20 protein-coding genes are annotated in these 24,049 nt (G+C 64.1%); 7 read left to right on the top strand and 13 right to left on the bottom strand.

Features of this window, described 5'->3' with window-relative positions:
• Position 1 precedes the first annotated feature (1 nt).
• The 4 genes from A9762_RS05420 (at position 2) to purH (ending at position 4,383) form a co-directional block, all read left to right on the top strand.
• Complete coding sequence (locus tag A9762_RS05420) at positions 2-1,363, top strand: UbiH/UbiF/VisC/COQ6 family ubiquinone biosynthesis hydroxylase (RefSeq protein WP_069341034.1); 1,362 nt, start codon at positions 2-4, stop codon at positions 1,361-1,363.
• Between the two features lie 120 nt (positions 1,364-1,483).
• Entirely contained in the window at positions 1,484-2,512 is a 1,029-nt protein-coding gene (gene dusB / locus A9762_RS05415; RefSeq protein ID WP_083253654.1) for a tRNA dihydrouridine synthase DusB, read from the top strand.
• Positions 2,509-2,742, top strand: a complete 234-nt coding sequence (locus tag A9762_RS05410) for a Fis family transcriptional regulator (protein ID WP_039393174.1) — start codon at positions 2,509-2,511, stop codon at positions 2,740-2,742. Before dusB ends, A9762_RS05410 begins: the two co-directional genes overlap by 4 nt.
• A gap of 75 nt (positions 2,743-2,817) precedes the next feature.
• Positions 2,818-4,383, top strand: a complete 1,566-nt coding sequence (purH, locus tag A9762_RS05405) for a bifunctional phosphoribosylaminoimidazolecarboxamide formyltransferase/IMP cyclohydrolase (RefSeq protein WP_069341006.1) — start codon at positions 2,818-2,820, stop codon at positions 4,381-4,383.
• A 280-nt stretch (positions 4,384-4,663) separates the two neighbouring features.
• Here the strand turns inward: purH and A9762_RS05400 are convergent, their stop codons facing one another.
• The 11 genes from A9762_RS05400 to A9762_RS05350 form a co-directional block, all read right to left on the bottom strand.
• Positions 4,664-5,731, bottom strand: coding sequence for a porin (locus A9762_RS05400; RefSeq protein ID WP_069341005.1), 1,068 nt, complete (start codon positions 5,729-5,731; stop codon positions 4,664-4,666).
• Between the two features lie 129 nt (positions 5,732-5,860).
• Complete coding sequence (locus A9762_RS05395; protein WP_069341033.1) at positions 5,861-8,113, bottom strand: molybdopterin cofactor-binding domain-containing protein; 2,253 nt, start codon at positions 8,111-8,113, stop codon at positions 5,861-5,863.
• 7 nt (positions 8,114-8,120) lie between these two features.
• On the bottom strand, positions 8,121-8,564 hold the full coding sequence (locus A9762_RS05390; protein WP_069341004.1) for a (2Fe-2S)-binding protein: 444 nt from the start codon (positions 8,562-8,564) through the stop codon (positions 8,121-8,123).
• Positions 8,565-8,718: 154 nt separating this feature from the next.
• Positions 8,719-9,660, bottom strand: a complete 942-nt coding sequence (locus A9762_RS05385; protein ID WP_069341003.1) for an AraC family transcriptional regulator — start codon at positions 9,658-9,660, stop codon at positions 8,719-8,721.
• 311 nt (positions 9,661-9,971) lie between these two features.
• A complete protein-coding gene (locus A9762_RS05380) occupies positions 9,972-10,607 on the bottom strand; it encodes a HutD family protein (protein WP_083253652.1) in 636 nt (211 codons plus the stop codon).
• 90 nt (positions 10,608-10,697) lie between these two features.
• Positions 10,698-11,966 carry a glutamate-5-semialdehyde dehydrogenase gene (locus tag A9762_RS05375; RefSeq protein ID WP_069341002.1) on the bottom strand — a complete coding sequence of 423 codons (1,269 nt, stop codon included), beginning with the start codon at positions 11,964-11,966 and terminating at the stop codon, positions 10,698-10,700.
• 213 nt (positions 11,967-12,179) lie between these two features.
• Entirely contained in the window at positions 12,180-13,259 is a 1,080-nt protein-coding gene (holA, locus tag A9762_RS05370) for a DNA polymerase III subunit delta (protein WP_069341001.1), read from the bottom strand.
• A 57-nt stretch (positions 13,260-13,316) separates the two neighbouring features.
• Positions 13,317-13,832, bottom strand: coding sequence for an LPS assembly lipoprotein LptE (lptE, locus tag A9762_RS05365; RefSeq protein ID WP_069341000.1), 516 nt, complete (start codon positions 13,830-13,832; stop codon positions 13,317-13,319).
• Between the two features lie 125 nt (positions 13,833-13,957).
• Positions 13,958-16,549 (bottom strand): leucine--tRNA ligase, encoded by a 2,592-nt coding sequence (gene leuS / locus A9762_RS05360; RefSeq protein ID WP_069340999.1) that lies wholly within the window; start codon positions 16,547-16,549, stop codon positions 13,958-13,960.
• A gap of 372 nt (positions 16,550-16,921) precedes the next feature.
• Positions 16,922-17,719 carry a 4-hydroxy-tetrahydrodipicolinate reductase gene (gene dapB / locus A9762_RS05355; protein WP_069341031.1) on the bottom strand — a complete coding sequence of 266 codons (798 nt, stop codon included), beginning with the start codon at positions 17,717-17,719 and terminating at the stop codon, positions 16,922-16,924.
• A gap of 62 nt (positions 17,720-17,781) precedes the next feature.
• Positions 17,782-18,489, bottom strand: coding sequence for an outer membrane protein assembly factor BamE (locus A9762_RS05350; RefSeq protein ID WP_083253664.1), 708 nt, complete (start codon positions 18,487-18,489; stop codon positions 17,782-17,784).
• Positions 18,490-18,653: 164 nt separating this feature from the next.
• Between A9762_RS05350 and fur the strand changes: the two genes are divergently transcribed.
• Complete coding sequence (gene fur, locus A9762_RS05345; protein ID WP_039393197.1) at positions 18,654-19,085, top strand: ferric iron uptake transcriptional regulator; 432 nt, start codon at positions 18,654-18,656, stop codon at positions 19,083-19,085.
• 183 nt (positions 19,086-19,268) lie between these two features.
• On the opposite strand, the gene gap is transcribed toward fur, so the two are convergent.
• Together gap and tkt are read right to left on the bottom strand one after the other, a co-directional pair.
• Positions 19,269-20,279 (bottom strand): type I glyceraldehyde-3-phosphate dehydrogenase, encoded by a 1,011-nt coding sequence (gap, locus tag A9762_RS05340; protein WP_044457102.1) that lies wholly within the window; start codon positions 20,277-20,279, stop codon positions 19,269-19,271.
• 28 nt (positions 20,280-20,307) lie between these two features.
• Complete coding sequence (tkt, locus tag A9762_RS05335) at positions 20,308-22,320, bottom strand: transketolase (protein ID WP_069340997.1); 2,013 nt, start codon at positions 22,318-22,320, stop codon at positions 20,308-20,310.
• Between the two features lie 197 nt (positions 22,321-22,517).
• Here tkt and A9762_RS05330 point away from each other — a divergent pair, with 197 nt between their 5' ends.
• Entirely contained in the window at positions 22,518-23,471 is a 954-nt protein-coding gene (locus tag A9762_RS05330; protein ID WP_083253650.1) for a hypothetical protein, read from the top strand.
• A gap of 144 nt (positions 23,472-23,615) precedes the next feature.
• On the top strand, positions 23,616-24,038 hold the full coding sequence (locus A9762_RS05325) for a glyoxalase/bleomycin resistance/extradiol dioxygenase family protein (protein ID WP_069340996.1): 423 nt from the start codon (positions 23,616-23,618) through the stop codon (positions 24,036-24,038).
• The last annotated feature ends 11 nt before the right edge of the window (positions 24,039-24,049 follow it).

The following is a 24,049-nucleotide window of genomic DNA, read 5'->3' as shown; positions in this document are numbered from 1 at the left end:
GATGAACGCTCAGGCTTCCGCTATTTCAGCTACGTCAGCCACCGACGGACAGACGGCGCCCCCGCGCGCCGTCGGCCGTTTCGACGTAGCCATCGTCGGTGCCGGCCCGGTCGGCACCACGCTTGCGCTGCTGCTGGCGCAACGCGCACCGCAATTGCGAATCGCTCTGGTGGACGGGCGCGGCCCGCAAGCGGGTTACGACGACCCGCGCACGCTCGCGCTCTCGCACGGCAGCCGTGAAATCCTCGCGCGCGCCGGCGCATGGCCGCACGAGCGCGGCGCCCCACCTGCGCTACCGAGCACGCCGATCCAGCACATTCACGTGTCGCAGGCGCAGCGCTTCGGCAGCACCGAAATCGACTATCTCGATCACGGCGTGCCGGCGCTCGGCTACGTTGTCCGGTACGGCGCCCTCATGCGTGCGCTCGACACCGCGACCGCGCAGTTGCCCGCCCGCTTCGAGCACGCGCCGCAGGCGGGCTCGCTCAAGGCCGCGCCCGGGCAGCACGACGTGCTCGACTCGGATACGCCAGACCTGCCTGGCCTGCATCACTTCCGTCCCTATCGCGCGATCGCCCTGCGTCAGGACAGTCAGCAAGTCACCCTCACCCTCGGCACGTCGCTCGACGATCAGGCGCACACGCTGCGCGCCACGCTCGCGGTGAACGCCGAAGGCGGCCTGTTCGAGGGGCAGACGGCACGCCCGCGGGCCCGCGATTACGGCCAGACGGCGCTCGTCGGCTTCGTGACCTGCGAGCGGCCGCGCATCGGCTGGGCGTGGGAGCGCTTCACCGCCGACGGCCCGCTCGCCTTGCTGCCGCAGGAAAACGGTTATGCGCTCGTGTGGTGCTGCTCGCACGCGCAAGCCGAACGCCGCCGCGAACTGGCGGACGCGGCGTTCCTCGCCGAACTCCATCAGGCATTCGGCGACAGAATGGGTAAATTCACATCGATTACCGCACGCGCGGGTTTCCCTCTCGGTCTGAACGCGTTGGGGCAGGTGGTCGACGCGCGCGTCGCCGCCATCGGCAATGCGGCGCAAACGCTGCATCCGGTCGCGGGACAGGGACTCAACCTCGGCCTGCGCGACGCCTTCGACCTCGCCGACGCGCTCGTGCGCGACAGCCGCGCAACCACATCCCACCGAGGCGTTCCCGGCCCCGCAGCACTGACCGCCTTCGCGCGTCGTCGCCGCACCGACCGGGGGCTGACCATCCGCATTACCGATCTGCTGCCCCGGGTGTTTGGCATCGACGCCACGCCGGTGGCCGTGCTGCGTGGCATGGCGCTCGCCAGTCTGGACCTCGTTCCGCCACTGAAAACGGCTTTCGCACGGCAGATGATGTTCGGCCAACGCGGCTGAGAGGTTGCGCAGGGGGGCCTTTCCGGACAGGGCCGCCCGAAAGATTGCACAATTTTTAGGCGACGGGGACGGGTTTTCGCAGTAAAATAGCGATCTTTTTTCCGGCTTTTCCCCTTCATCGTGCGTATCGGTCCCCACGAACTCCGCAATAACCTGTTCGTCGCCCCCATGGCGGGTGTGACGGATCGTCCGTTCCGCCAGTTGTGCAAACGACTGGGCGCGGGCTATGCCGTGTCGGAAATGGTGGCCTCCAACGCCCAGTTGTGGAAGAGCGAGAAGACGATGCGCCGCGCCAATCACGCGGGCGAAGTCGCGCCGATCTCCGTGCAGATCGCGGGCGCCGATCCGGCCATGATGGCCGAGGCAGCCCGCTACAACGTCGAGCGCGGCGCGCAGATCATCGACATCAACATGGGATGCCCGGCCAAGAAGGTCTGCAACGTGGCGGCCGGTTCGGCCCTGTTGCAGAACGAACCGCTGGTCGCACGCATCGTGTCTGCCGTCGTGGGCGCCGTGGGCGATGTGGTGCCGGTCACGCTGAAGATTCGCACGGGCTGGGATCGCGAGCACAAGAATGCGCTCACCGTCGCACGCATTGCCGAAGACTGCGGCATCAGCATGCTGACGGTGCACGGCCGCACGCGCGCCGATCTCTATCACGGCGACGCCGAATACGAGACCATCGCCGCCGTGAAGGCTGCCGCGCGCATTCCGGTCGTGGCCAACGGGGACATCACGTCGGCGCAGAAAGCGAAGCACGTGCTCGAAGTCACGGGCGCAGACGCCATCATGATCGGCCGGGCAGCGCAGGGGCGCCCCTGGTTGTTCCGCGACATCGAACTCTTTCTCACGACGGGCGAGATCGCCTTGCCGCCGCGCGTCGACGAGATCCAGCAGATCATGAACGAACACCTCGAAGACCATTACGAGTTCTACGGGGAGTACACCGGTGTACGGACCGCGCGTAAGCATATCGCGTGGTATTCGCGTGGCCTGCCGGGGGCAGCCACGTTCCGCCAGCGTATGAATACGCTCGACACCACGCAGGAACAGTTGGCTGCGGTCAACGAGTTTTTCGAAGAGCAGAAGGCGCACTCGGACCGCCTCTGCTATGAACAAGAATCTCCGAGGGAGCTATTAGCCGCATGAGCAAAGCAAACATAGAACAATCTGTGCGCGACAGTCTGGATATGTATTTCCGCGATCTGGACGGCGCACGGCCACACGATGTCTACGATATGGTCGTCTCGGTCGTCGAAAAACCCCTGCTCGAGTTCGTGCTCGGCAAGGCCGACGGCAACCAGTCGCTCGCCGCGGAGTATCTGGGGATCAACCGCAACACGCTGCGCAAGAAGTTGCAGCAGCACGGTCTGCTGTAAGGGGTTCACCGTCCCCGGCCGATCTCGCGCCTTCGCGTCCACCCGCCCGTTTTTGCCGCTTCACTACCGTCCGTCATGATCAAGCAAGCTCTTATTTCCGTCTCCGACAAGACCGGCATCGTCGACTTCGCCAAGTCGCTCGCCGCCCAAGGCGTGTCGATTCTCTCCACTGGCGGCACCGCCAAACTGCTGGCCGACGCGGGTCTGAAGGTGACCGAAGTCGCCGACTACACCGGCTTTCCGGAAATGCTCGACGGCCGCGTGAAGACGCTGCATCCGAAGGTGCACGGCGGCATTCTGGCGCGTCGCGACCTGCCTGAACACATGGCGGCACTCGACAAGCACGCCATTCCGACGATCGACCTGCTCGTGGTGAACCTGTACCCGTTCGTGCAGACGATCGCCAAGGACGACTGCTCGCTCGAAGACGCCATCGAGAACATCGACATCGGCGGCCCGACCATGCTGCGCTCGGCGGCCAAGAACCATCGCGACGTCACCGTCATCGTCGATCCGGCCGACTACGCCGTGGTACTCGACGAAATGAAGGCGAACGGCAACACCGTCGGCTACGCCACGAACTTCCGTCTCGCCACGAAGGTGTTCGCGCACACGGCCCAGTACGACGGCGCGATCACGAACTACCTGACGAGCCTCGGCGAATCGCTGCGTCACAGCGAGCGCTCGGCCTACCCGGCCACGCTGAACCTCGCGTACACCAAGGTGCAGGACATGCGCTACGGCGAGAACCCGCACCAGAGCGCGGCGTTCTACCGTGACATCGTCACGCCGGAAGGCGCGCTGGCGAACTACCGTCAGTTGCAGGGCAAGGAACTGTCGTACAACAACATCGCTGACGCCGATGCCGCGTGGGAATGCGTGAAGACGTTCGAAGCGCCCGCCTGCGTGATCATCAAGCACGCGAACCCGTGCGGCGTGGCCGTGGCGGCATCGCCGGCCGACGCCTACGCGAAGGCCTTCCAGACCGATCCGACGTCAGCCTTCGGCGGCATCATCGCCTTCAACCGCGAAGTCGACGAAGCCGCAGCACAAGCCGTGTCCAAGCAATTCGTGGAAGTGCTGCTGGCGCCGTCGTTCACCGACGCCGCCAAGCAAATCTTCGCCGCCAAGCAGAACGTGCGTCTGCTCGAAGTGCCGCTGGGCAACGGCGTGAACCAGTACGACTTCAAGCGCGTGGGCGGTGGCCTGCTCGTCCAGTCGCCGGACGCGAAGAACGTGGCACCGCACGAACTGCGCGTGGTCACGAAGCGTCACCCGACGCCCAAGGAAATGGAAGACCTGTTGTTCGCCTGGCGCGTGGCGAAGTACGTCAAGTCGAACGCCATCGTGTTCTGCGCCGGCGGCATGACCCTCGGCGTGGGCGCCGGTCAGATGAGCCGTGTGGATTCGGCACGTATCGCAAGCATCAAGGCGCAGAACGCCGGTCTGTCGCTCAACGGTTCGGCCGTGGCGTCGGATGCCTTCTTCCCGTTCCGTGACGGTCTCGACGTGGTGGTCGACGCTGGCGCGACCTGCGTGATCCACCCGGGCGGCTCGATGCGCGACGACGAAGTCATCGCCGCTGCCGATGAACGCAACATCGCCATGCTGATGACGGGCACGCGTCACTTCCGTCACTAAGCGGCTTAGTCTGTCGCTTCGATGACCCCGCAACGGGTCATCGGCCGATACGAAAAAGGACATCTCCGGATGTCCTTTTTTTGTGGCTTCACGCGGCATAGAGGCGTCGGGCGGTGTCACGTCGGCGTCATGTTGGATTCATGTCGGCGATCGGACCCGCGCCCGGCACTGTGCCTGGCACCGGGCGCGTCCGATACTTCCTGCGACGCCCTCCCCCCCGGGTCGACGTCGCACGACGAGGCGGTGACGGTGCCGCCTCTGAAGTCCGCAGTGGTGGCGTTCAGAAGAAGTGCGACAGCCCCACTGCCACACCCAGTTGGTTGCTTCCCGGTACCACGCTCATGCCGTACCCCGTCACGCCGAGATTCGAGCCGTTCTGGTTGCGTGAGAATCCGACCTCCGCGAACAACTGCGTACGCTTGGACAGCAGGTACGCCGCATTCGCCGCCAGCAGATACGGATGTTGATTCGACGAGGTGATGTTGTTGTAGTAAATCGCGCCCGACAGAATCACCTCGGTCACCGGCCGGTATTGCAGGCCCGCGAAGTACAACTCGTTACGTCCGGCCACCCCCGGCACATCGCTCAGATACCACTGGTAGCCGACATACGGCTTGAAGTTGCCTAGGGCGTAGCTCGCACCGGCGGCCACACGCTGGGTCGTTCTGCCCTGCGTCGCGACGGACGTGCCCTGCTGCTGGTCATACACCAGCGAGACATTGAGCGGCCCGTTGGCGTAGCCCACCGACACGCTGTACTCCTTGCCCACACGCCATTCGCCCGGCACCTGTGCGCCGTTGGCAATCGTGGCGTCGTAGCCCGTCGAGAACAAACCCGCGACCTTGAAACCGTTGAAGCTGCCCGCGTACTTGATCGAGTTGTCGGCCTTGCCGACGAACTGGGCGTCCAGCGCCGGTAACGAGTAGCTGTAATACGAAAGCGGGTCGAGTTCGAGGAACGCGTCGTAAATCAGATTCTTCTGACGGCCGATGGTCAGCGCGCCCCAGCCGTTCTGAAGCCCGACATACGCCTGACGTCCGAACATCCGTCCGCCCTGCTGCAACTGCCCCGAATCGAGGTTGAAACCGGCTTCGAGCTGCATGATCGCCTTGAGTCCGCCGCCGAGATCCTCCGAGCCTTTGAAGCCGAAGCGGTTCGGCGCCTGCGATCCGTTACTCACCCGAAAGAGCGACGACTTGTTGCCGTTCGCCGCCACGCCCGCGTTGCTGAGGTATTCCACGCTGTTGTCGAGAATCCCGTAGATCTGCAACCCATCCGCTTTGGCGCCGCCTGCCGCGAGCGTTGACGTCATCGCCATTGCCATCGCCATCCAAACCTTGCGTTTCATGACATTCCCTTATTTATATTGGACTACGAACTACACTACCGTCATGCACTGCGAGCCCGACATCGCGAGACGCCTCATGAGTGCGCGTCACGCCCTGCCGGATGGGGGGAGGATTGCGATAAACGCGTATTACGTACGGCGGCTCTCCGACGCACCGGAGCTCGCCAACGCGTGCGCTTCGGTCACGGTCTGCGGCAACGGCATCGAGCGAGGACGTACACCTGTGGCCCGGCGAATCGCCTGCGCGACCGCCGGCGCCATCGGCGGCAGCGATACCTCGCCGCAACCTTGTGGCGGACGGTCGCTGGGCAGGATCACCGTCTCGATCTTCGGCATCTCCACGAGATACAGCAGCGGGTAATCGCCGAAGTTGCTTTGCTCCACGCCGCCGTTCGCAAACGTGATCTGGCTCTTGAAGGTGTTGGTCAACGCGAACCCGATGCCGCCTTCGATGTTTGCGCGGATGAGGTTGGGGTTGATCGACCGGCCGCAATCGACACCACACACCACGCGTTCGATCTTGAAACGATCGTTCACGATGCGCAGCTCCACAGCGACCGCGACGTATGTCGAGAAGGCCGCACCACGCCCGGTGTACGTGCAGTAGCCGAAGCCGCGATGCACGCCGGGCCGGGGCTTCGCGTGCCATCCGGCGGACGTCACGGTCGTCTCGATCACCCGGGTGGCCAGCGGATCGTGCCGGAGCAGACGTTTGCGATAGTCGATGGCGTCGATGCCGGCCGCGTCCGCCAACTCGTCGATGAAACTCTCAAGGAAGAAGACGCTCGACGTCGACCCGACCGATCGCATGAAACTCACGGGAATGTTCGGTTGCGGCACGTCGATGCCTTCGACCAGCAGATTCGGTACCGCGTAGACGAGGTCGTAAAGCCCGTCGAGCATGGTCTCGTCGTAACCCGCCTTCTCGTAGTGATCCTTCTTGATCACGTTGTACATCGACTGTCCGGCCACGCGCAGGTGCATCGCCCTGGGCAATCCGTCGTTGCCGAGCACGGCCTGGAAGCGACCCGAGGCACAGGGGCGATAGAAGCCGTGACGAATGTCGTCCTCACGCGAGCGAATCACCTTGACGGGGCGCCCTACGGCCGCCGACGCCACCGCCGCGTGAATCACGAAGTCGGGCACGTACTTGCGTCCGAAACTGCCGCCGAGGAAGGTCGTGTGCACGATGACTTTCTCCGGCGGCAGCTTGAAGATGCCGCCGAGCGCCCAGCGCACTTTGTCCTGCCCCTGAATCGGGCCCCAGACTTCGATTTCGCCTTTGTCCTTGCGTACGTGCACCGTGGCATTCACGGGTTCCATCGTCGCGTGGACGATGTAGGGCGTGTGATATTCCGCCGTCACGACCTTGCCACCCGCGGCGATCAGTCCTTGCGCGTCGCCGATGTTCGTGGCGACGCCGCCCCGGGCATGCATCAGCGCCTCGCGACGCTGCGCGAGAATCGTCGTGCTGTCGGCGGCAGGGCCGGCGTTCCATTCGACGTCGAGCGCGTCGCAGGCCCGCTTCGCGCGCCAGTAGTCGTCGGCCACCACGATCACGGCATCCTTGGCCAGCACTACGCCGTGCACGCCTTTGCGCGACTGGATCTCGTCGCGGTTACGCACCGACAGCGGCACGCCACCGGACGTCGGCGCCATGCGAATCGCGCCGCACAACATGTCCGGCACTTTCACGTCGATGCCGAAGACGGCCGAGCCGTCGACTTTCGGCGGAGTATCGAGACGCGCCACCGACTTGCCGATCAACGCATGCGCGCTATCGTTCTTCAGTCGCGGATGCGGGTTGAGTGGCAGTTTCGCCGCCTCGGTGACCAGTTCGCCGTAGCCGAACGAGCGGCCGGACTGCGGGTGCAGCACGCGGCCGTCTTTCGTCACGCAGTTGGTCGTGCGAACGCCGAAGCGCCGCGCAGCCACCGTGACGAGCGCTTCCCTCGCCTGCGCCCCGGCAATGCGCAGGCGCTCGTAGAACAGCGTCGCCGACATCGATGCGCCGACGAATTGCTGCAAGGCTTCGTTGGCGGCAGCAGTGCGATACGCATCGCGCGCCGTCACGAACTCAACGCGCACGCGCCGCCAGTCGGCATCCAGTTCGTCGGCCAGCACCTGAGGTAATCCGGTGTACACGCCCTGCCCGACTTCGCATTGCGACAGGCCGAGCACGGTCGTGCCGTCGGCATCGATACGAATCCAGTCGTTGATCTCGACGAGGGCGTCACCGGCGGCACGCGCTTCCGGGCTGGCGAGCCACGATGCGGATATCGGGATCATCAGACTGCCGACAGTCAGCGACATCCCCTTGAGCCAGTGACGTCGCGACGGCGAGGTCGGGGCATTCGTCGTCGCGCGCTCGGCGGCGATCATCGTCGGTTCAGCGTTTGGCTGCGTCATGGATCGCCTCGCGGATACGGTGATAGGTGGCGCACCGGCAAAGATTGGTCATCGCCTCGTCGATTTGTGCGCCGGTCGGCTTCGGGTGCTTGTCGAGCAACGCAGCGGCGGCCATCACCATGCCGGACTGGCAGTAGCCGCATTGCGGCACGTCCTTGGCAATCCACGCCTGCTGAATCGGATGCGAACGCGCAGGCGACAGGGCTTCGATGGTTGTGATGCGCTTGCCGGCCACTGCCGAGACCGGCAGGACGCAGGTGCGCGTGGCCACGCCGTCGAGATGTACCGTGCAGGCGCCACACGCGCCGATGCCGCAACCGTATTTGGTGCCGGTGAGGCCCGCCGCGTCGCGAATCACCCATAGCAATGGCGTGTCGTCTTCGCCGTCGAAGACGAAGGGTCGCCCGTTGAGCTGGAATTCCATTGACTCTCCCGTTGTGACTGCCGCCGGCTGCGCCCGAACGCTCGGGGCGCTGACAGATGGCGAGTGAATTCTCACAACGAGGAAATTGCCGGACAACGGCCGTGCGGCCCGAAAAGGATGCCGTTCGTCCAGAGACGGGAAAACCCTCAGGCGCTCAATGCCCCAGCTCGCAGCTCCGGAGATACTCGCGCGGTGGCAGGCCGTAGCATCGGCGAAAGGCCCGCGTAAAGGCTTTCTCGGAGGCGTAGCCAACGGCATCGGCCACATCGGAGACACGCGCACCAGCGCCCGCCAGACGCTCTGCGGCGAGATACATTCGGTGCGTGGTGAGATACGTCATCGGCGACTCGCCGACGAGTTCGCGAAAGCGCAGACAGAACTTCGATCTCGACATGCCCGCGATGGCAGCGAGTTGTTCGACGGTCCACGAGCGTTGCGGCGCCTCGTGCATGGACGCGATAGCCCGCCCCAGTTGCAGATTCGTCATCCCGCGCAGCCAATGCGTGCTCGCGCTGCCGTGCTTGCCGAGATACGCGCGCAGAATCTGCACGAACAGTACGTCGGCCAGACGCGCCACGGCCACCCGCCAGCCGGCGCCGCGCTGCATCGACTCTTCGATGAAACCGGCGATGGTCGTCGTCAGCAATGCCGGCACGGCGGGGTCGCCGGCACGAATGTGGATCACCGGCGGAAGCGATGCCAGCAGCGGATTGCGCACCCGCTCGCGGAACATCACGACACCGGTGTAAAGATCGCTCACTGCGCCGTCGCCGCCTGCGCGAAAAGCCAGTGGCGTGTCGAGGCGTGGCTCGATCCCCTGTGCCGACATCATGGCTTCGAAGACGACGGGCGTCTCGTCGAGCGACGAACACATCACATGCTCATGGCCGTGGGGCAACAGTACGCAATCCCCCGGTTCGACGCGCAACGGCGCCATGCCCGCCACGACGAGATAGAACGGCTCGCCCGTTGCCGTGCGAAACGGCGCGCCGTCGAGTGCCGGTTTGCGCAGTGACCACGGTGCCCCGAAGGTGAAACGGCCGGTGACGACAGCATCCGCGCGCAGGTCACCAAGGACGTCGCTCAGCGGGTCCATCGCGCCCTGCCTTGCGCAAAGTCATCGCTTAATTGTTTCATGGGTGGAACTTTGATTTATGGATGGATAAATCGAAGTATGCCGTTTTGCTGATCGGAAAAGTATTGGGATTGACCTGAGGGGCGCAAGGGAGCGCGTAGCCCGAAGCGGCTGATGTGCTTGGCGTCGGGATAGGGGGAATCGAGGAAGCGGGGAAGCGGGGAAGCGGCCGAGCGGCGAGTGACGTTGAGCAGTCACGTTGCGCAGCTTCGGCCTGTGCCATCGCTATGGCGCCGCATGGGCGCTCCGGCAAGGCCGCCGGATATCGAAGACTAGCGGCGAGCGACCGTCGTCAGGAAGACGTCTGCCAAAGGGGTGACCGCGCGCAGTTCGCAGACATCGGCGTCATCCGCGATCCCATCCGTCGCGCCTGCGTCGATACGGAGGGCGTGGCCGGCCGGCACGACAAGCGTCGGCCCATCGCGGAACGACACCTGCACGTCGCCTTGCGCGCAGTAGAGAAACGCGACGGCATCGACGGTATTCGGTAGCGTCCACGTCAGCGCTTCGCCTTCGAGACGATGCTGCGCCAGCGTGTGCTGCCAGCCGTCGCGACGCGTCATGACGTTGAAGTCGTCGATCGGCACGCCGTCCACTTCGAGCGACGGCGTGCTGCTGACCGCCAACTCGCCAGGGAAAGCATACGGCGACGTGCGCGTCGTGAGCGTGACGCCCGAACGCCCTTCGACCGCCAGCGTCAACGTGCCGCCACGCACGATGGCAAGCGAGCGATCGATGCCCGCGAACACCGAGAACGGCCCCGGCACGGCGACGGTCGCCGTGCTGATGCGCCAGTCGAAGCCGTCCTCACCTGCGCGACGCGATACCGCCAACTCCGTCGTCACACCCTGGCCGTTCTTCCACGGCATCTTCAGAAAATCGGCCGGGCCGAGTGCTTGCAGTTTCATTCGACGTATCTGGAAAACGAAGGGATCGACGCTGTGGCCGACACGGGGGTCGTTGATCGTGTCGACGAGAATGTCGGCGGTCGTGTCGAGTTATTGACGGACTTCGCCGTGACCGAACACGACATACTTCAGGCTCGTCAGCCCTTCGAGACCGACCGGGCCGCGCGCGTGAAGCTTGTCGTTCGAGATACCGATCTCCGCGCCGAGGCCGAACTCGAAGCCGTCCGCAAAACGCGTGCTCGCGTTGATCATCACGCTGGCCGAATCGACTTCACGCAGGAACTGCATGGCGTCGGTGTAGTTCTCGGTGACGATGGCGTCCGTATGGTGCGAACCGTAGCGATTGATGTGCGCAATGGCCGGGGCCATGCCGTCGACGATCTTGATCGCGAGCACCGGTGCCAGATACTCCGTCGACCAGTCCTCTTCCGTGGCGGCGATGGCGCCGCTCACACCGGCGTCCTGGAGTGCGGCGAGCGTGCGCTCGCAACCGCGCAGCTCCACCTGCTTGCTCTGGAACATGCGCGCAATGGCCGGCAACTGATCGATGGCCTGCTGATCGACAAGCAGCGTCTCCATCGTGTTGCAGGTGCCGTAGCGGTGCGTCTTGGCGTTCTCGCAGATCGCCAGCGCCTTGGCCGGATCGGCGAGACCGTCGACATAAACGTGGCAGATGCCGTCGAGGTGCTTGATCATCGGCACGCGCGCGTCCTGCATCAGACGGGCAATGAGGCTCTTGCCACCGCGCGGCACGATCACGTCGACATACTCGGTCATGGTGATGAGCTCGCCGACGGCAGCACGATCCGGGGTGCTCACGACCTGCACGGCGTCGCCGGGCAGACCGGTCGCGGCCAGTGCATCGGCGATGAGCGCCGCCAGCGCCGTGTTGCTTTCGATGGCTTCGGAGCCGCCACGCAGAATGGTCGCGTTGCCCGACTTGAGGCAAAGTGCGGCGGCGTCGATGGTCACGTTCGGACGCGACTCGTAAATGATGCCGATCACCCCCAGCGGGACACGCATCTGCCCCACCTGAATGCCGCTCGGCTGCACACGCACGTTGCTGATTTCGCCGATGGGATCGGACAGCCCGGCGATCTGGCGCAGGCCCTCGATCATCGTGCGCAGCGCTTTGTCGGACAGCGTGAGGCGGTCGATGAACGCCGCGTCCTGACCGTTGGCGCGAGCGCGTTCGAGATCCCGGCGGTTCACTTCCTGCAATTTCGCACCGTCACGCTCGATGGCGTCGGCAATCGCTAGCAGCGCGCGGTTCTTGGCAGCGGTGTCGGCACGCGCCATTGCGCGCGATGCTTCGCGGGCGCGTTGGCCCAGCGATTGCATGTAGGCTTTGATATCCATGTCGTCGGTTTCGGTTCGGCGAACGTGTCGCCAGAGTGTTCTGCGGATGGTCGAAGCGAGCGAGGCTCGCCAATTCGGGCGCCCCGGCATCGCGCATCACCGGTGTTGCGTCAGATTGTCCGTCAATTGCGGCAACCTTGCTGGCGCATCTCCCGTCGTCCGGGAGCGGAGACCTCGCGAAGCTTGCGGGGATTTGCAGGGGATGGGCGCGATCTACGCGTGTGCCGGACGCCCGGCACGGGTAGAGCGCGCCATCGGCGGTCGCTCGCCGGCGAGCAACAAGCCGAGCTGCAGCATGCCGTCCCAGGGATCGCCCGGCAAACCGTCGGCACGCAACCCCTTGACCTGCCGGTCCAGACGCGCAGCCAGTTGCAACGCCTGAGCGAGCATGGGCGCCGTGACGCGATTGGCCGCCTGTTCCATCAGCCGTTCGCGCGGCCCCCAGACACGATATTCGCGCAGCAGCATCGCGAGCGGTTTGCCCGACGCCATACCGCGTGTGATCTTGGCGAGCGTGCGGACTTCCTCCGTCAGCGCCCACAGCACGAGCGGTGCCGCCTCGCCCTCACCGCGCAGGCCATCGAGCATGCGCACGAGACGCGCCACGTCACCCGCCAGCACGGCTTCGCTGAGCTTGAAGACGTCGTAACGCGCCACGTTCAGCACGGCATCCTGCACCTGTTCGAACGTCAGCGCACCCGACGGATACAGCAGACCCAGCTTCTGAATTTCCTGATGCGCCGCGAGCAGATTCCCTTCGACGCGATCGGCAATGAACTGCAACACACGTCGCCCCGGCTCACCGGATTCGACACGTTGCCCCTGCGCACCGAGACGCTGGGCAATCCAGTCCGGCAGTCGGGCCCGGTCGACGGGATCGACCTTCACCGTGACGCCGACACGATCGAGCGAAGTGAACCAGTCGGACTTGTTGGCCGCGGCATCGAGCCGGGGCAGCGTGATGATGGTGAGCACGTCGCTGTTGGCGGCGTCGGCATGCGCCTTGAGCGCTGCGCCACCGTCCTTGCCCGGCTTGCCGCCAGGAATACGCAGCTCGATGAGCTTGCGATCGCCGAAGAGCGACATCGACTGCCCGGCGTTGGCCAGCGCGCCCCAGTCGAAGCTGCGCTCCACGCTGAGCACGTCGCGCTCGGTATAGCCGCCGGCACGCGCCGCAGCACGCACGCGATCTACCGCCTCCTGCACAAGCAGGCTCTCGTCGCCGTAGATCGTATAGATCGGCGAGAGTGTCTTGGCGAGGTGCGCGTCGAGCGCGTCGGGGCGCAGTTGCATGGCGGCGGGGATATCGTCCTGAGAAAGATTCGAGCGAAAGATTCGAGCGTTAGGGCGTTACTCTTCCGGCTTGACGTCAGGCATCTCCTTCACAGCTTCCATGCGACGGATGATCTGATCGACGGCATCTTTTTGCATATCGCGGTTGAGCAGCGCAGCTTCCGCGTCGCGCGCATTCGATTCGCTATCGCTATACGGGAGATTGCGGACGAGGCGGATCGTCGTCAACGGAATGATCGGTCGGCCATCGGGCGTGACAAGCTGGAACGTAAAAGCGCTGCGCATCTCGTATTCGCGCGCCTGACCGTTCGAGTCGAGGCTCACCGCCGTACGCGTGTTGGCAACGCTGATGATCTCCAAACGAGCGTCCGCATCCTTGGGATCGGTCACGACGATCGTGCCTTTACTGCCATAGCGGATATATCGGGAGATATCGACGGCCATCTGCCCACCGCCGGAAATGAACAGGCGATGGAACGCATACTCGCTCGCGCCGCGCAACTGGAAGCCGCAAGCGCTCAGCGCCAATGCAGTCGCCAGCAATGCGACCCAACCGAAAACCCTGCGCGTCATGCCGACGCCTCGTTGCGCGGATGTCATTTGCACGTGATGTGCCCTCTTCTCACCAAACGTCGTCAAATCGTCCGGGGCGGTATTCCACCGCCCCGTTTATCGGATCACACGGATCGCGATATGCCTCAGACCACCACGTTCACGAGTCGGCCCGGCACGACGATCACCTTCTTCACCGGCTTGCCTTCGCCAAACTTCGCCGTCATCTCGTGTGCGAGCGCAGCCTGCTCGATGGCCTCGCGCGAGGCATCCTTCGCCACGCGCACCGCGCCGCGGACCTTGCCGGCCACTTGCAACACGAGCTCGATCTCATCTTGCACGAGCGCCGCTTCGTCGACTTCCGGCCATGCGGCGTCGAGCAGATCCCCCGCTTCGGCGGCGTATCCCAGCTCCACCCACAGACCATGCGTGACGTGCGGCACGACCGGATACAGCACGCGCAGCAGAATGCCGTAGCACTCGCGCACAGCACCGGCGCCTGCGGCACCCTTGTCGCTTTCGATCGCGTTGAGCATCTTCATCGCAGCCGACACGACCGTGTTGTACTGCACGCGCTGATAGTCGTAGTTGGCTTGCTTGAGCACGCTGTGAATTTCGAGACGCAGTGCCTGCGCCGCAGGATTCGCCGTATCGATGGCCGCATCCGTCTGACGCAGCAACGCAGCCTGCGACTGACCGAAGCCCCACAGGCGACGCAGGAAGCGGCTCGCACCTTCCACACCGGCACCCGACCATTCGAGTTGTTGCTCAGGCGGCGCGGCAAACATCACAAACAGACGGGCCGTGTCGGCACCGTACTGATCGATCAGCGACTGCGGGTCCACCCCGTTGTTTTTCGACTTCGACATCTTCTCGATGCCGCCGAGCGCCACATCGCCGCCGTCGGCCTTCGACGTGGCGCCGAGCGGACGGCCCTTGTCGTCGAACTGCACCTGCACGTCGAGCGGGTTGAACCACGTCTTCTTGCCCGAGGTGTCTTCGCGATAGAAGGTCTCGTTGAGCACCATGCCCTGGGTGAGCAGGTTCTGCGCCGGTTCCTTGAAGCTCACCAGCCCCAGATCGCGCATGACCTTGGTCCAGAAGCGCGAGTAGAGCAAGTGCAGAATCGCGTGTTCGATACCGCCGATGTACTGATCCATCGGCATCCAGTAGTCGGTCCGCTCGTCGACCATGGTCTCGGCGTCCGGGCAGGCGTAGCGCGAGAAGTACCACGACGAATCCACGAAGGTGTCCATCGTGTCCGTCTCGCGGCGTGCGGGCTTGCCGCACTTCGGGCAATCGCACTTCAGGAACGCTTCGGACTTGGCGAGCGGATTGCCCGTGCCGTCCGGCACGAGATCCTCGGGCAACACGACCGGTAGGTCCTTCTCAGGGACCGGCACCGCGCCGCACGAGTCGCAATGAATGATCGGGATCGGCGTGCCCCAGTAACGCTGGCGCGAGATACCCCAGTCGCGCAGACGGAACGTGACCTGCTTGTCGCCCGCGCCCTTTGCCTTGAGATCGGCGGCGATGGCATCGATGGCGGCCGCGAAGCCCAGACCGTCGTACTTGCCGCTGTTGATCAGCGTGCCTTCCTTCTCGCCGTACCAGGCTTGCCAGGCATCGGTCGAATACGTCTGACCTTCCACGGCGACGACCTGTCGGATCGGCAGGTTGTACTTGCGCGCAAACGCGAAGTCGCGCTCATCGTGCGCCGGCACGCCCATCACGGCGCCTTCGCCGTAACCCATCAGCACGTAGTTGCCGATCCAGACTTCGACCTTGTCGCCGGTGAGCGGATGCGTGACGAAGAAACCCGTCGGCATGCCCTTCTTTTCCATCGTGGCGATATCGGCCTCGGCCACGCCACCCTGCTTGCACTCGGCGATGAAGGCCTGCAAGTCGGGACGGTCGGCCGCAAGACGCGTTGCCAGCGGATGCTCGGCCGCAATCGCGGCGAAGGTCACGCCCATGATCGTGTCGGCACGCGTGGTGAACACGCGCAGCAGCTTCTGCTCGCCATCGAGTTCGTACGGGAAGCCGAAGTTCACGCCGAAGCTCTTGCCGATCCAGTTCTGCTGCATCACCTTCACGCGCTCGGGCCAGCCGAGATCGTCGAGGTCGCCGAGCAATTCATCGGCGTATTCCGTGATGCGCATGTAGTACATCGGGATTTCGCGCTTTTCGACGAGCGCGCCCGAGCGCCAGCCGCGACCGTCGATCACCTGCTCATTGGCGAGCACGGTCTGATCGATCGGATCCCAGTTCACCGTACCGGTCTTCAGGTAGACGACGCCCTTTTCGAGCATCTTCAGGAACAGCCACTGGTTCCAGCGGTAGTAGTCAGGCTTGCAGGTGGCGACTTCGCGCGACCAGTCGATCGCCAGGCCCATGGCCTGCATCTGCTTCTTCATGTAATCGATGTTGTCGTACGTCCACTTGGCCGGCGGCACGCCGTTGGCCATCGCGGCGTTTTCCGCCGGCATGCCGAACGCGTCCCAGCCCATCGGCATGAGCACGTTATAGCCGCGCATGCGCATCTGGCGGTACATCACATCGTTGATGGTGTAGTTGCGCACGTGCCCCATATGCAGCTTGCCCGACGGGTACGGCAGCATCGAGACGCAATAGAATTTCTGTTTATCCGCGCGCTCGGTGGTCTTGTAGGCGTCGATCGCCTGCCAGTGAGACTGGGCGGAGGCTTCGACGTCGGCGGGAACGTATTTTTCTTGCATGATGGGTCGGCGGATAGGATTCGGCTCGGTTTCGGCCCCGCGCGTACGCGTCACATGGTGCGCGGTACGCAGGATTTACAGGGCGGATCCGGGGAAAACGATGATTATAACGCCGCCGGGAGTCGATTCGGCGTCACGTCGGCGAGGGGGTGAGGTCTTTGCGTCGCTTTCACTCGCTCACGGGCGGGCGAAGTGATCGGACTGGAACGACGCGCGCCTCAATGAAGGCGTAGGCACACCGGAGATGTCGTCCGGGGACGAAAAGTCCCGAAGCGCCCCGAAGGGAGCCGGTGAGGCCGGCGACGTCTCGAGGGAACACCCCGAACGGCGCCCGGCCGCACCATCAGTCACCCGGTGCAAACCCGCGCTGGATCAGCGTAGGCCGAGCACGTCCTGCATGTCGAACAGGCCCGTCTTGTGCTGTGCGAGGAAGCGGGCAGCACGCAGCGAACCCTGTGCGTACGACAGACGGCTCGACGACTTGTGCGTGATCTCGATACGCTCGCCGATGCCGGCGAACAGCACCGTGTGATCGCCGACGATATCGCCACCGCGTACCGTCGCGAAACCGATCGTCGACGGATCGCGCTCGCCGGTCACGCCTTCGCGGCCGTAAATGGCGCATTCCTTCAGATCACGGCCCAGCGCTTCGGCGACGACTTCGCCCATGCGCAGTGCCGTACCCGACGGCGCGTCGACCTTGTGACGGTGATGCGCCTCGATGATTTCGATGTCGTAGCCCGTGTTCAGGATCTTGGCAGCGATCTCGAGCAGCTTGAACGTGGCGTTCACGCCCACGCTCATGTTCGGTGCGAAGACGACGGCCACACGCTCCGCGCCCTTGGCCAGAAGGGCCTTGTCTTCCTCCGAAAAGCCGGTCGTGCCGACGATCATCTTCACGCCGTGCTTTTCCGCCGCCGCCAGATGCGCGAGCGTACCTTCCGGACGTGTGAAGTCGATCAGGTACTCGGCGTTCGCAAGCGCGGCATCGAGATCCGACGTGATCTTGACGCCCGTGTCGCGGCCAAGGAAAGCGCCGGCGTCGATGCCCAGCGCGGGGCTGCCCTCGCGGTCGAGCGCACCGACCAGTTCGGCGTCGTCCGCCGCGAGCACGGTTTCGATCAGCATCCGGCCCATACGGCCGGAGGCGCCTGCAATCGCAATCTTCATCATGGTGAGTCTTTCGTCTTCTTTCTGCTGGCTTTGCGCGGCTTGCCGCACCTTACCGCAACTTATTGCGGTGCGGAGAACAGGCCACCGCCGGAGGTCACGCGCGGCGACGGGACCAATCCCGTGCCGGTTGCCGTACCTGAGGCGGGAGCGCTGAGGGCGGGTGTAGCGGACGGTGCCGGAGCCGGCTTCGCAGCGGCAGCCACATTGGCGGCAGCATCCGTCGACACCGTCGCGACATCGGTCGGCGCCGGCGTAGCGGTCAGGGCAGCGGCTGCGGCATTGGGCGCCGGTGCGGCGCCCTCGGCGGCGGCGGCACTGGCCGTCGACGGGGCAGGCGCGTCCGTCTTCACGGTCTTGCCCTTCTGGCCGTCGATTTCCTGCACCAGTTGGTATTCCGTCGGCAGATTCTCGCCGCCTTCCCAACGGGCCAGCGTATCGCCTTCGAAATACACCTTCAGGTGACGCTCCTGCACCACCGACGCGTTGCCGCGCTTGAAGTAGAAGACGTAATCCCAGCGATTGGCGTGGAAGATGTCGGTGAGCAGCGGCGTACCGAGCAACTGACGAACCTGATCGCGCGTCATGCCGGGTTTGAGCTGATCGTAGGCTTCCTTCGACACGAAGTTGCCCTGGACGATGTTGATTCGATACGGCGTGACCACGCCGATCACTTTGTCGGTCACGCTGTCATACGTCGAGCAGCCGGCCAGCGCCAGGAATGCCGCCGCTGCACAGACGGAGAACGGAAGGGAGAGATAACGACGCAAATCTGACTCGCTTTCAAAAAAATCGAACTTGATCCGGCACGCCGTGCGCACCGCCACATCGCCCCCGTTGACGGCACTACCGTCCCGTTTGCCCCGGTTTGCGCCCGGGCAAGGCAAAAAGGCATTATTATTGGGGCTGTATTGTACTCTAGGGACGTAGAGCGATGCCGAATCCCGCCGATCTGAAAAATATCGGACTGAAAGCCACGCTTCCGCGCCTCAAGATTCTGGAAATCTTCCAGAACAGTGAGGTGCGCCACTTGACCGCTGAAGACGTATATCGTCATCTGCTCGGCGAAAATCTCGATATCGGTCTGGCCACGGTTTACCGTGTGTTGACCCAATTCGAACAAGCCGGGCTATTGTCGCGCAGCAACTTTGAATCCGGCAAGGCCGTTTTCGAACTCAACGAAGGCCATCACCACGATCACCTCGTGTGCATGGACTGCGGTCGCGTCGAGGAATTCTTCGACGCCGAGATCGAACGCCGTCAGAAGTTGATCGCCAAGGAACGCGGTTTCGCGCTCCAGGAGCACTCGCTAGCGATGTATGGCAGCTGCACGAAGGACCCTTGCCCACACCGCCAGAAAAACTAAGTATGAGATTATCAGAATGTCTTCTTATGAAGGCATTCTGGGAATCTTCCCGCTTCTTGCTGCCCGTTTGAATGAATCGGGGGCACGCGTCACCTCAAATCGCAGTCCGTCAATTGCGTCGAGGCAAAGAAAAAGCCGCCGTCTTTCGACAGCGGCTTTTTTACGTCGACAAGCAACAGCGACTTACTTCGCAGCCATCAGCGCGACGGTCGTGTCGAGCATGCGGTTCGAGAAGCCCCACTCGTTGTCGTACCACGAGCTCACCTTCACCAGGCGACCCGAGACCTTCGTCAGGGTGCCGTCGAAGTTCGACGATGCCGGGTTGTGGTTGAAGTCGACGGACACCAGCGGTGCCGTGTTGTACGTGGCGATCGCCTTCAGCGAGCCTTCGGCAGCTTCCTTCAGGATCGCGTTGACTTCGTCCACCGTCGTATCGCGCTTGGCGATGAACGACAGGTCGACGATCGACACGTTGATCGTCGGGACGCGGATCGCGTAGCCATCCAGCTTGCCATTGAGTTCCGGCAGCACCAGACCGACGGCCGAAGCAGCGCCCGTCTTCGTCGGGATCATGCTCATCGTGGCCGAACGGGCACGGCGGAGGTCTTCGTGATAGACGTCCGTCAGCACCTGGTCGTTCGTGTAAGCGTGAACGGTCGTCATCAGGCCCGTTTCCAGACCGATCTTGTCGTGCAGCGGCTTGACCAGCGGTGCCAGACAGTTCGTGGTGCACGAAGCGTTCGAGATGACCGTGTCGGTCGACTTGAGCACGCCTTCGTTCACGCCGAACACGACCGTTGCGTCCACATCCTTGCCGCCCGGGGCCGAGATGATGACCTTCTTCGCACCGCCCTTCAGGTGAGCGCTGGCCTTTTCCTTCGTGGTGAAGAAGCCCGTGCACTCGAGCACGACGTCCACGCCCAGCTCGCCCCACGGCAGTTCTGCCGGGTTGCGGTTGGCCAGCACGCGAATCTTGTCGCCGTTGACGACCATATAGTCGCCGTCGACCGTCACGGTGCCCGGGAACTTGCCGTGCGCCGTGTCGTATTGCGTCAGGTGGGCGTTCGTCTGTGCGTTGCCGAGATCGTTGATGGCGACGATTTCGATGTCGTGCTTCTTACCGCCTTCGTAGTGGGCACGCAGTACGTTGCGGCCGATACGGCCGTAGCCGTTAATAGCGACGCGAATGGTCATGGGGGTATCTCCGTAAGGTCTAACGAAATCAGCCAAGCACGGACTTGACCGTCGCGACCACGTGGTCGACGGTGAAGCCGAAGTGTTTGAACAGCACGCCGGCCGGGGCCGACTCGCCAAAGGTGTCGATGCCGACCACGCCGCCTTCCAGGCCGACGTACTTGTGCCAGAACGCCGTCACACCGGCCTCGACGGCCACACGCGGCACGCCGCGCGGCAGCACGCTCTCGCGGTAGGCCTTGTCCTGACGATCGAACACGTTGGTCGACGGCATGGACACGACACGCGCGGCAATGCCCTCGGCGGCCAATGCTTCAGCGCCCTTGAGCGCCAGATCCATTTCCGAACCGGTCGCGATCAGCACGATCTGCGGATTGGCCACGTCGCGCAGCACATAACCGCCACGACGGATGTCCGCGATCTGCGCATCGCTGCGCGAGACGAACGGCAGGTTCTGACGGCTGAGCACCAGACTCGACGGACCGTCGTGACGCTCGACCGCAGCCACCCAGGCGGCAGCCGTCTCGGTCGTATCGCACGGACGCCACAGGTCCATTTGCGGAATCAGGCGCAGGCTCGAGACGTGCTCGATCGACTGGTGCGTCGGGCCATCTTCACCCAGACCGATCGAATCGTGCGTGAACACGAAGATCGAGCGCAGCTTCATGAGCGCCGCCATGCGCAGCGCGTTGCGGCTGTAGTCGGAGAACGTCAGGAACGTGCCGCCGAACGGGATGTAACCGCCGTGCAGCGCAATGCCGTTCATGATGGCGCTCATGCCGAACTCGCGCACACCGTAGTTGATGTGATTACCGAACTGCACGCCCTCTGCGTTGGCGCGCACGGCCTTGCTGGCCTTCCAGTTCGTGAGGTTCGAGCCGGTCAGGTCGGCCGAGCCGCCCAGGAATTCCGGCAGCACGGCGGCAAGCCCTTCGATGGCCAGTTGCGACGCTTTACGCGTAGCGACCGTTTCGGCTTTCTCGTTGGTCTTGGCGATGAGCGCGGCAGCGGCCGACTTGAAGTCGCCCGGCAGTTCGCCCTTCATACGGCGCTCGAACTCGGCAGCTTCGGCCGGGAACTGGCTGCGATACGCGGCAAAACGCTCGTTCCAGGCAGCTTCGGCCTGTTGACCGGCAGCCTTGGCGTCCCACGCGGCGTAGACATCGGCCGGCACTTCGAACGGCGGCAGATTCCAGCCCAGCGCGGCGCGCGTCGCGGCGATTTCGTCGGCGCCCAGCGGAGCACCGTGCACGTCATGACCGCCTTCCTTGTTCGGTGCGCCCTTGCCGATCAGCGTCTTGCAGCAGATCAGCGTCGGACGATCCGATGTCTTGGCTTGCGCGATGGCGGCGTCGATGGCGTCGACGTCATGACCGTCGATACCGCGGATCACGTTCCAGCCATAGGCTTCGAAACGCTTCGGGGTATCGTCGGCGAACCAGTACTCGACGTCACCGTCGATCGAGATACCGTTGTCGTCGTACAGCGCGATCAGCTTGTTCAGACGCAGCGTGCCTGCCAGCGAACAGGCTTCGTGCGAAATGCCTTCCATCAGGCAACCGTCGCCGAGGAATGCATACGTATAGTGGTCGACGATGTCGTTGCCCGGGCGGTTGAATTCCTTGGCGAGCAGCGCTTCGGCGAGTGCGAAACCCACGGCGTTGGTAATGCCCTGACCGAGCGGGCCCGTGGTCGTCTCGACGCCCGGGGTGATACCCACTTCGGGGTGACCCGGCGTCTTGCTGTGCAGTTGACGGAAGTGCTTGAGCTCTTCGATCGGCAGGTCGTAACCCGTCAGATGCAGCAACGAGTAGATGAGCATCGAGCCGTGACCGTTCGACAGCACGAAGCGGTCGCGATCGGCCCAGTGCGGGTTCACGGGATTGTGCTTGAGATGGCGGCCCCAGAGAGCGACCGCGATATCGGCCATGCCCATCGGCGCGCCAGGGTGACCGGAGTTGGCCTGTTGGACCGCGTCCATGGAAAGGACGCGGATGGCGGAAGCCATCAGCGCAGCCGTAGCAGGAGAGGAGTTCGTCATGGTGACCAGCCGGAAGAGCGGGCGTGCCCCGTTGCCGCGAGCCGCCGCGCGAAATTCAAATGCAGGAAAAGACCGAGATTTTACCAGAATCGACCATCGCCCGGGTCGGTAACGGCGAACTTCCTCAGTCGACGGGAACGTGGAATCATGCGAAGAAGTGATGTGATCGGCACAAATTAGAGGAAGTTGCCTCGCCAATGACCGCCAAAACCCCCACCCCCGCGCGTGAATCCGGACAGGAAACACCGTCTCTGACACCCGCTTACGACACCCCGGCCTGGGCGCCGCTCGGCGCGTGGGCCCGCTATGCGTTCGCCGCGCGTGCCGTCTACGCCACGACCTCGGCACATCAGCACATCGAGATCGTCGATCTGCCCGCGTTCGGCAACCTTGGGCGGGCGTATCGGCTTGACGGCCGTTTCATGGCGTCACTGGCCGACGCGCACATTTGCCACGAATGCATGGTGCACCCGCTGTTGCTCGCGCACGGCCATGCGCAACGCGTGCTGATCCTTGGCGGCGGAGATGGCGGCTCCGCGCGCGAAGTCCTGCGACATGCCACCGTGAGGGAGGTCGTCGTCGCTGAGCTGGACCCTCAGGTCCCCGCCGTCGTCCTGCAATACATGCCGTCGCTGCCGGACGGCGCGTTCGACGATGCGCGCACGACGCTCGTCATCGGCGACGCCCGGGATCTCGTCGACGCGGCCCTCGCGAAAGGTGACCGGTTCGACGCGATCGTCTTCGATCTGACGGAGGCGGACGGCGACGCGGCGTCGCTGCACGATGCGCCTTTTTTCGAAAAAATCCGCGCGCTGCTCGCACCTCGCGGCGGCATCGCCTTGCAACTTGGCGCACCGTGGTTCGAGGCAGCGCAAGTGCGCCGCATGCTTGATGCGCTGCGTTCGGTGTTCCGCCATGTCTCGCCGATGACAACCTACGTGCCGCTCTACGGTACCCAATGGGCGCTTGCGCTCGCCAGCGACACGCTCGATACCCATGACCTCGATGCGTTGACGTCCCTCGCGTTGCCGCCTACGCTGGACGGGTTGCGGCACTACTCACCATCGCGCCATCCCGCGCTATTCGACATTTCGCCGGAACTGCGCGGCATCTTCGGCGATATCCCGCCGTCGGCGCCCCGGTCCCGCTAACGTCATGACGCATTCGCGCGCCCGCACCGAAATCGCGACGGAGATGAACCGCCCACGTGTTCCTTGTATATTGAGAACTTGTCACGACGACTCGCCGGCCTCCCCATCGACCCTCACCACCGGCGAACTCAACGGAGCACCGTCATGTCCGACCCCCGCCCATCCCATGTGCCGTGGCTGACCCCCTATCTGACCGTGCGCGATGCCAGAGCGTCGGCCACGTTCTATGAGCAGGCGTTCGGCTTCGCGGTACACGACATGGTGGACGACGATGGCGCCGTCATGCACGTCGAAATGTTCTATCAGGGCCAACTGATCCTGATGTTCGCCCCCGAAGGGGCCTTTGCGACGACCGCTCGCACGCCACGCACCTCAGGCGTCGAAGCGCCGCAGAGCTTCTATGTGTACACGGAAGATGTCGACGCCCTGTACGCCCGCGCAACGGCCGCCGGCGCCAAAGGATTGATGCCGCCCAGCGACCAGTTCTGGGGGGATCGCTTCTGCCAACTGGAAGATCCCGACGGCTACCGCTGGGGATTCGCCAGACCGGTCGCGCCACGAAGCTGACGACGCCAGGC

Origin of the sequence: Pandoraea sp. ISTKB, assembly GCF_001721285.1 — a bacterium.
Classification (GTDB): domain Bacteria; phylum Pseudomonadota; class Gammaproteobacteria; order Burkholderiales; family Burkholderiaceae; genus Pandoraea; species Pandoraea capi.
The sequence above is the reverse complement of the archived record's forward strand: the minus strand, read 5'-3'. Positions and strand labels throughout refer to the sequence as shown.

What these genes read in the sequence shown, in the direction of transcription:
- A9762_RS05420 (WP_069341034.1), top strand. Translation starts at nt 2, where the DNA reads ATGAACGCTCAGGCTTCCGCTATTTCAGCTACGTCAGCCACCGACGGA.
- A9762_RS05410 (WP_039393174.1), top strand. Translation starts at nt 2,509, where the DNA reads ATGAGCAAAGCAAACATAGAACAATCTGTGCGCGACAGTCTGGATATG.
- purH (WP_069341006.1), top strand. Translation starts at nt 2,818, where the DNA reads ATGATCAAGCAAGCTCTTATTTCCGTCTCCGACAAGACCGGCATCGTC.
- A9762_RS05400 (WP_069341005.1), bottom strand. Translation starts at nt 5,731, where the DNA reads ATGAAACGCAAGGTTTGGATGGCGATGGCAATGGCGATGACGTCAACG.
- A9762_RS05395 (WP_069341033.1), bottom strand. Translation starts at nt 8,113, where the DNA reads ATGATCGCCGCCGAGCGCGCGACGACGAATGCCCCGACCTCGCCGTCG.
- A9762_RS05390 (WP_069341004.1), bottom strand. Translation starts at nt 8,564, where the DNA reads ATGGAATTCCAGCTCAACGGGCGACCCTTCGTCTTCGACGGCGAAGAC.
- A9762_RS05385 (WP_069341003.1), bottom strand. Translation starts at nt 9,660, where the DNA reads ATGGACCCGCTGAGCGACGTCCTTGGTGACCTGCGCGCGGATGCTGTC.
- A9762_RS05380 (WP_083253652.1), bottom strand. Translation starts at nt 10,607, where the DNA reads ATGAAACTGCAAGCACTCGGCCCGGCCGATTTTCTGAAGATGCCGTGG.
- A9762_RS05375 (WP_069341002.1), bottom strand. Translation starts at nt 11,966, where the DNA reads ATGGATATCAAAGCCTACATGCAATCGCTGGGCCAACGCGCCCGCGAA.
- holA (WP_069341001.1), bottom strand. Translation starts at nt 13,259, where the DNA reads ATGCAACTGCGCCCCGACGCGCTCGACGCGCACCTCGCCAAGACACTC.
- lptE (WP_069341000.1), bottom strand. Translation starts at nt 13,832, where the DNA reads ATGACGCGCAGGGTTTTCGGTTGGGTCGCATTGCTGGCGACTGCATTG.
- leuS (WP_069340999.1), bottom strand. Translation starts at nt 16,549, where the DNA reads ATGCAAGAAAAATACGTTCCCGCCGACGTCGAAGCCTCCGCCCAGTCT.
- dapB (WP_069341031.1), bottom strand. Translation starts at nt 17,719, where the DNA reads ATGAAGATTGCGATTGCAGGCGCCTCCGGCCGTATGGGCCGGATGCTG.
- fur (WP_039393197.1), top strand. Translation starts at nt 18,654, where the DNA reads ATGCCGAATCCCGCCGATCTGAAAAATATCGGACTGAAAGCCACGCTT.
- gap (WP_044457102.1), bottom strand. Translation starts at nt 20,279, where the DNA reads ATGACCATTCGCGTCGCTATTAACGGCTACGGCCGTATCGGCCGCAAC.
- tkt (WP_069340997.1), bottom strand. Translation starts at nt 22,320, where the DNA reads ATGACGAACTCCTCTCCTGCTACGGCTGCGCTGATGGCTTCCGCCATC.
- A9762_RS05330 (WP_083253650.1), top strand. Translation starts at nt 22,518, where the DNA reads ATGACCGCCAAAACCCCCACCCCCGCGCGTGAATCCGGACAGGAAACA.
- A9762_RS05325 (WP_069340996.1), top strand. Translation starts at nt 23,616, where the DNA reads ATGTCCGACCCCCGCCCATCCCATGTGCCGTGGCTGACCCCCTATCTG.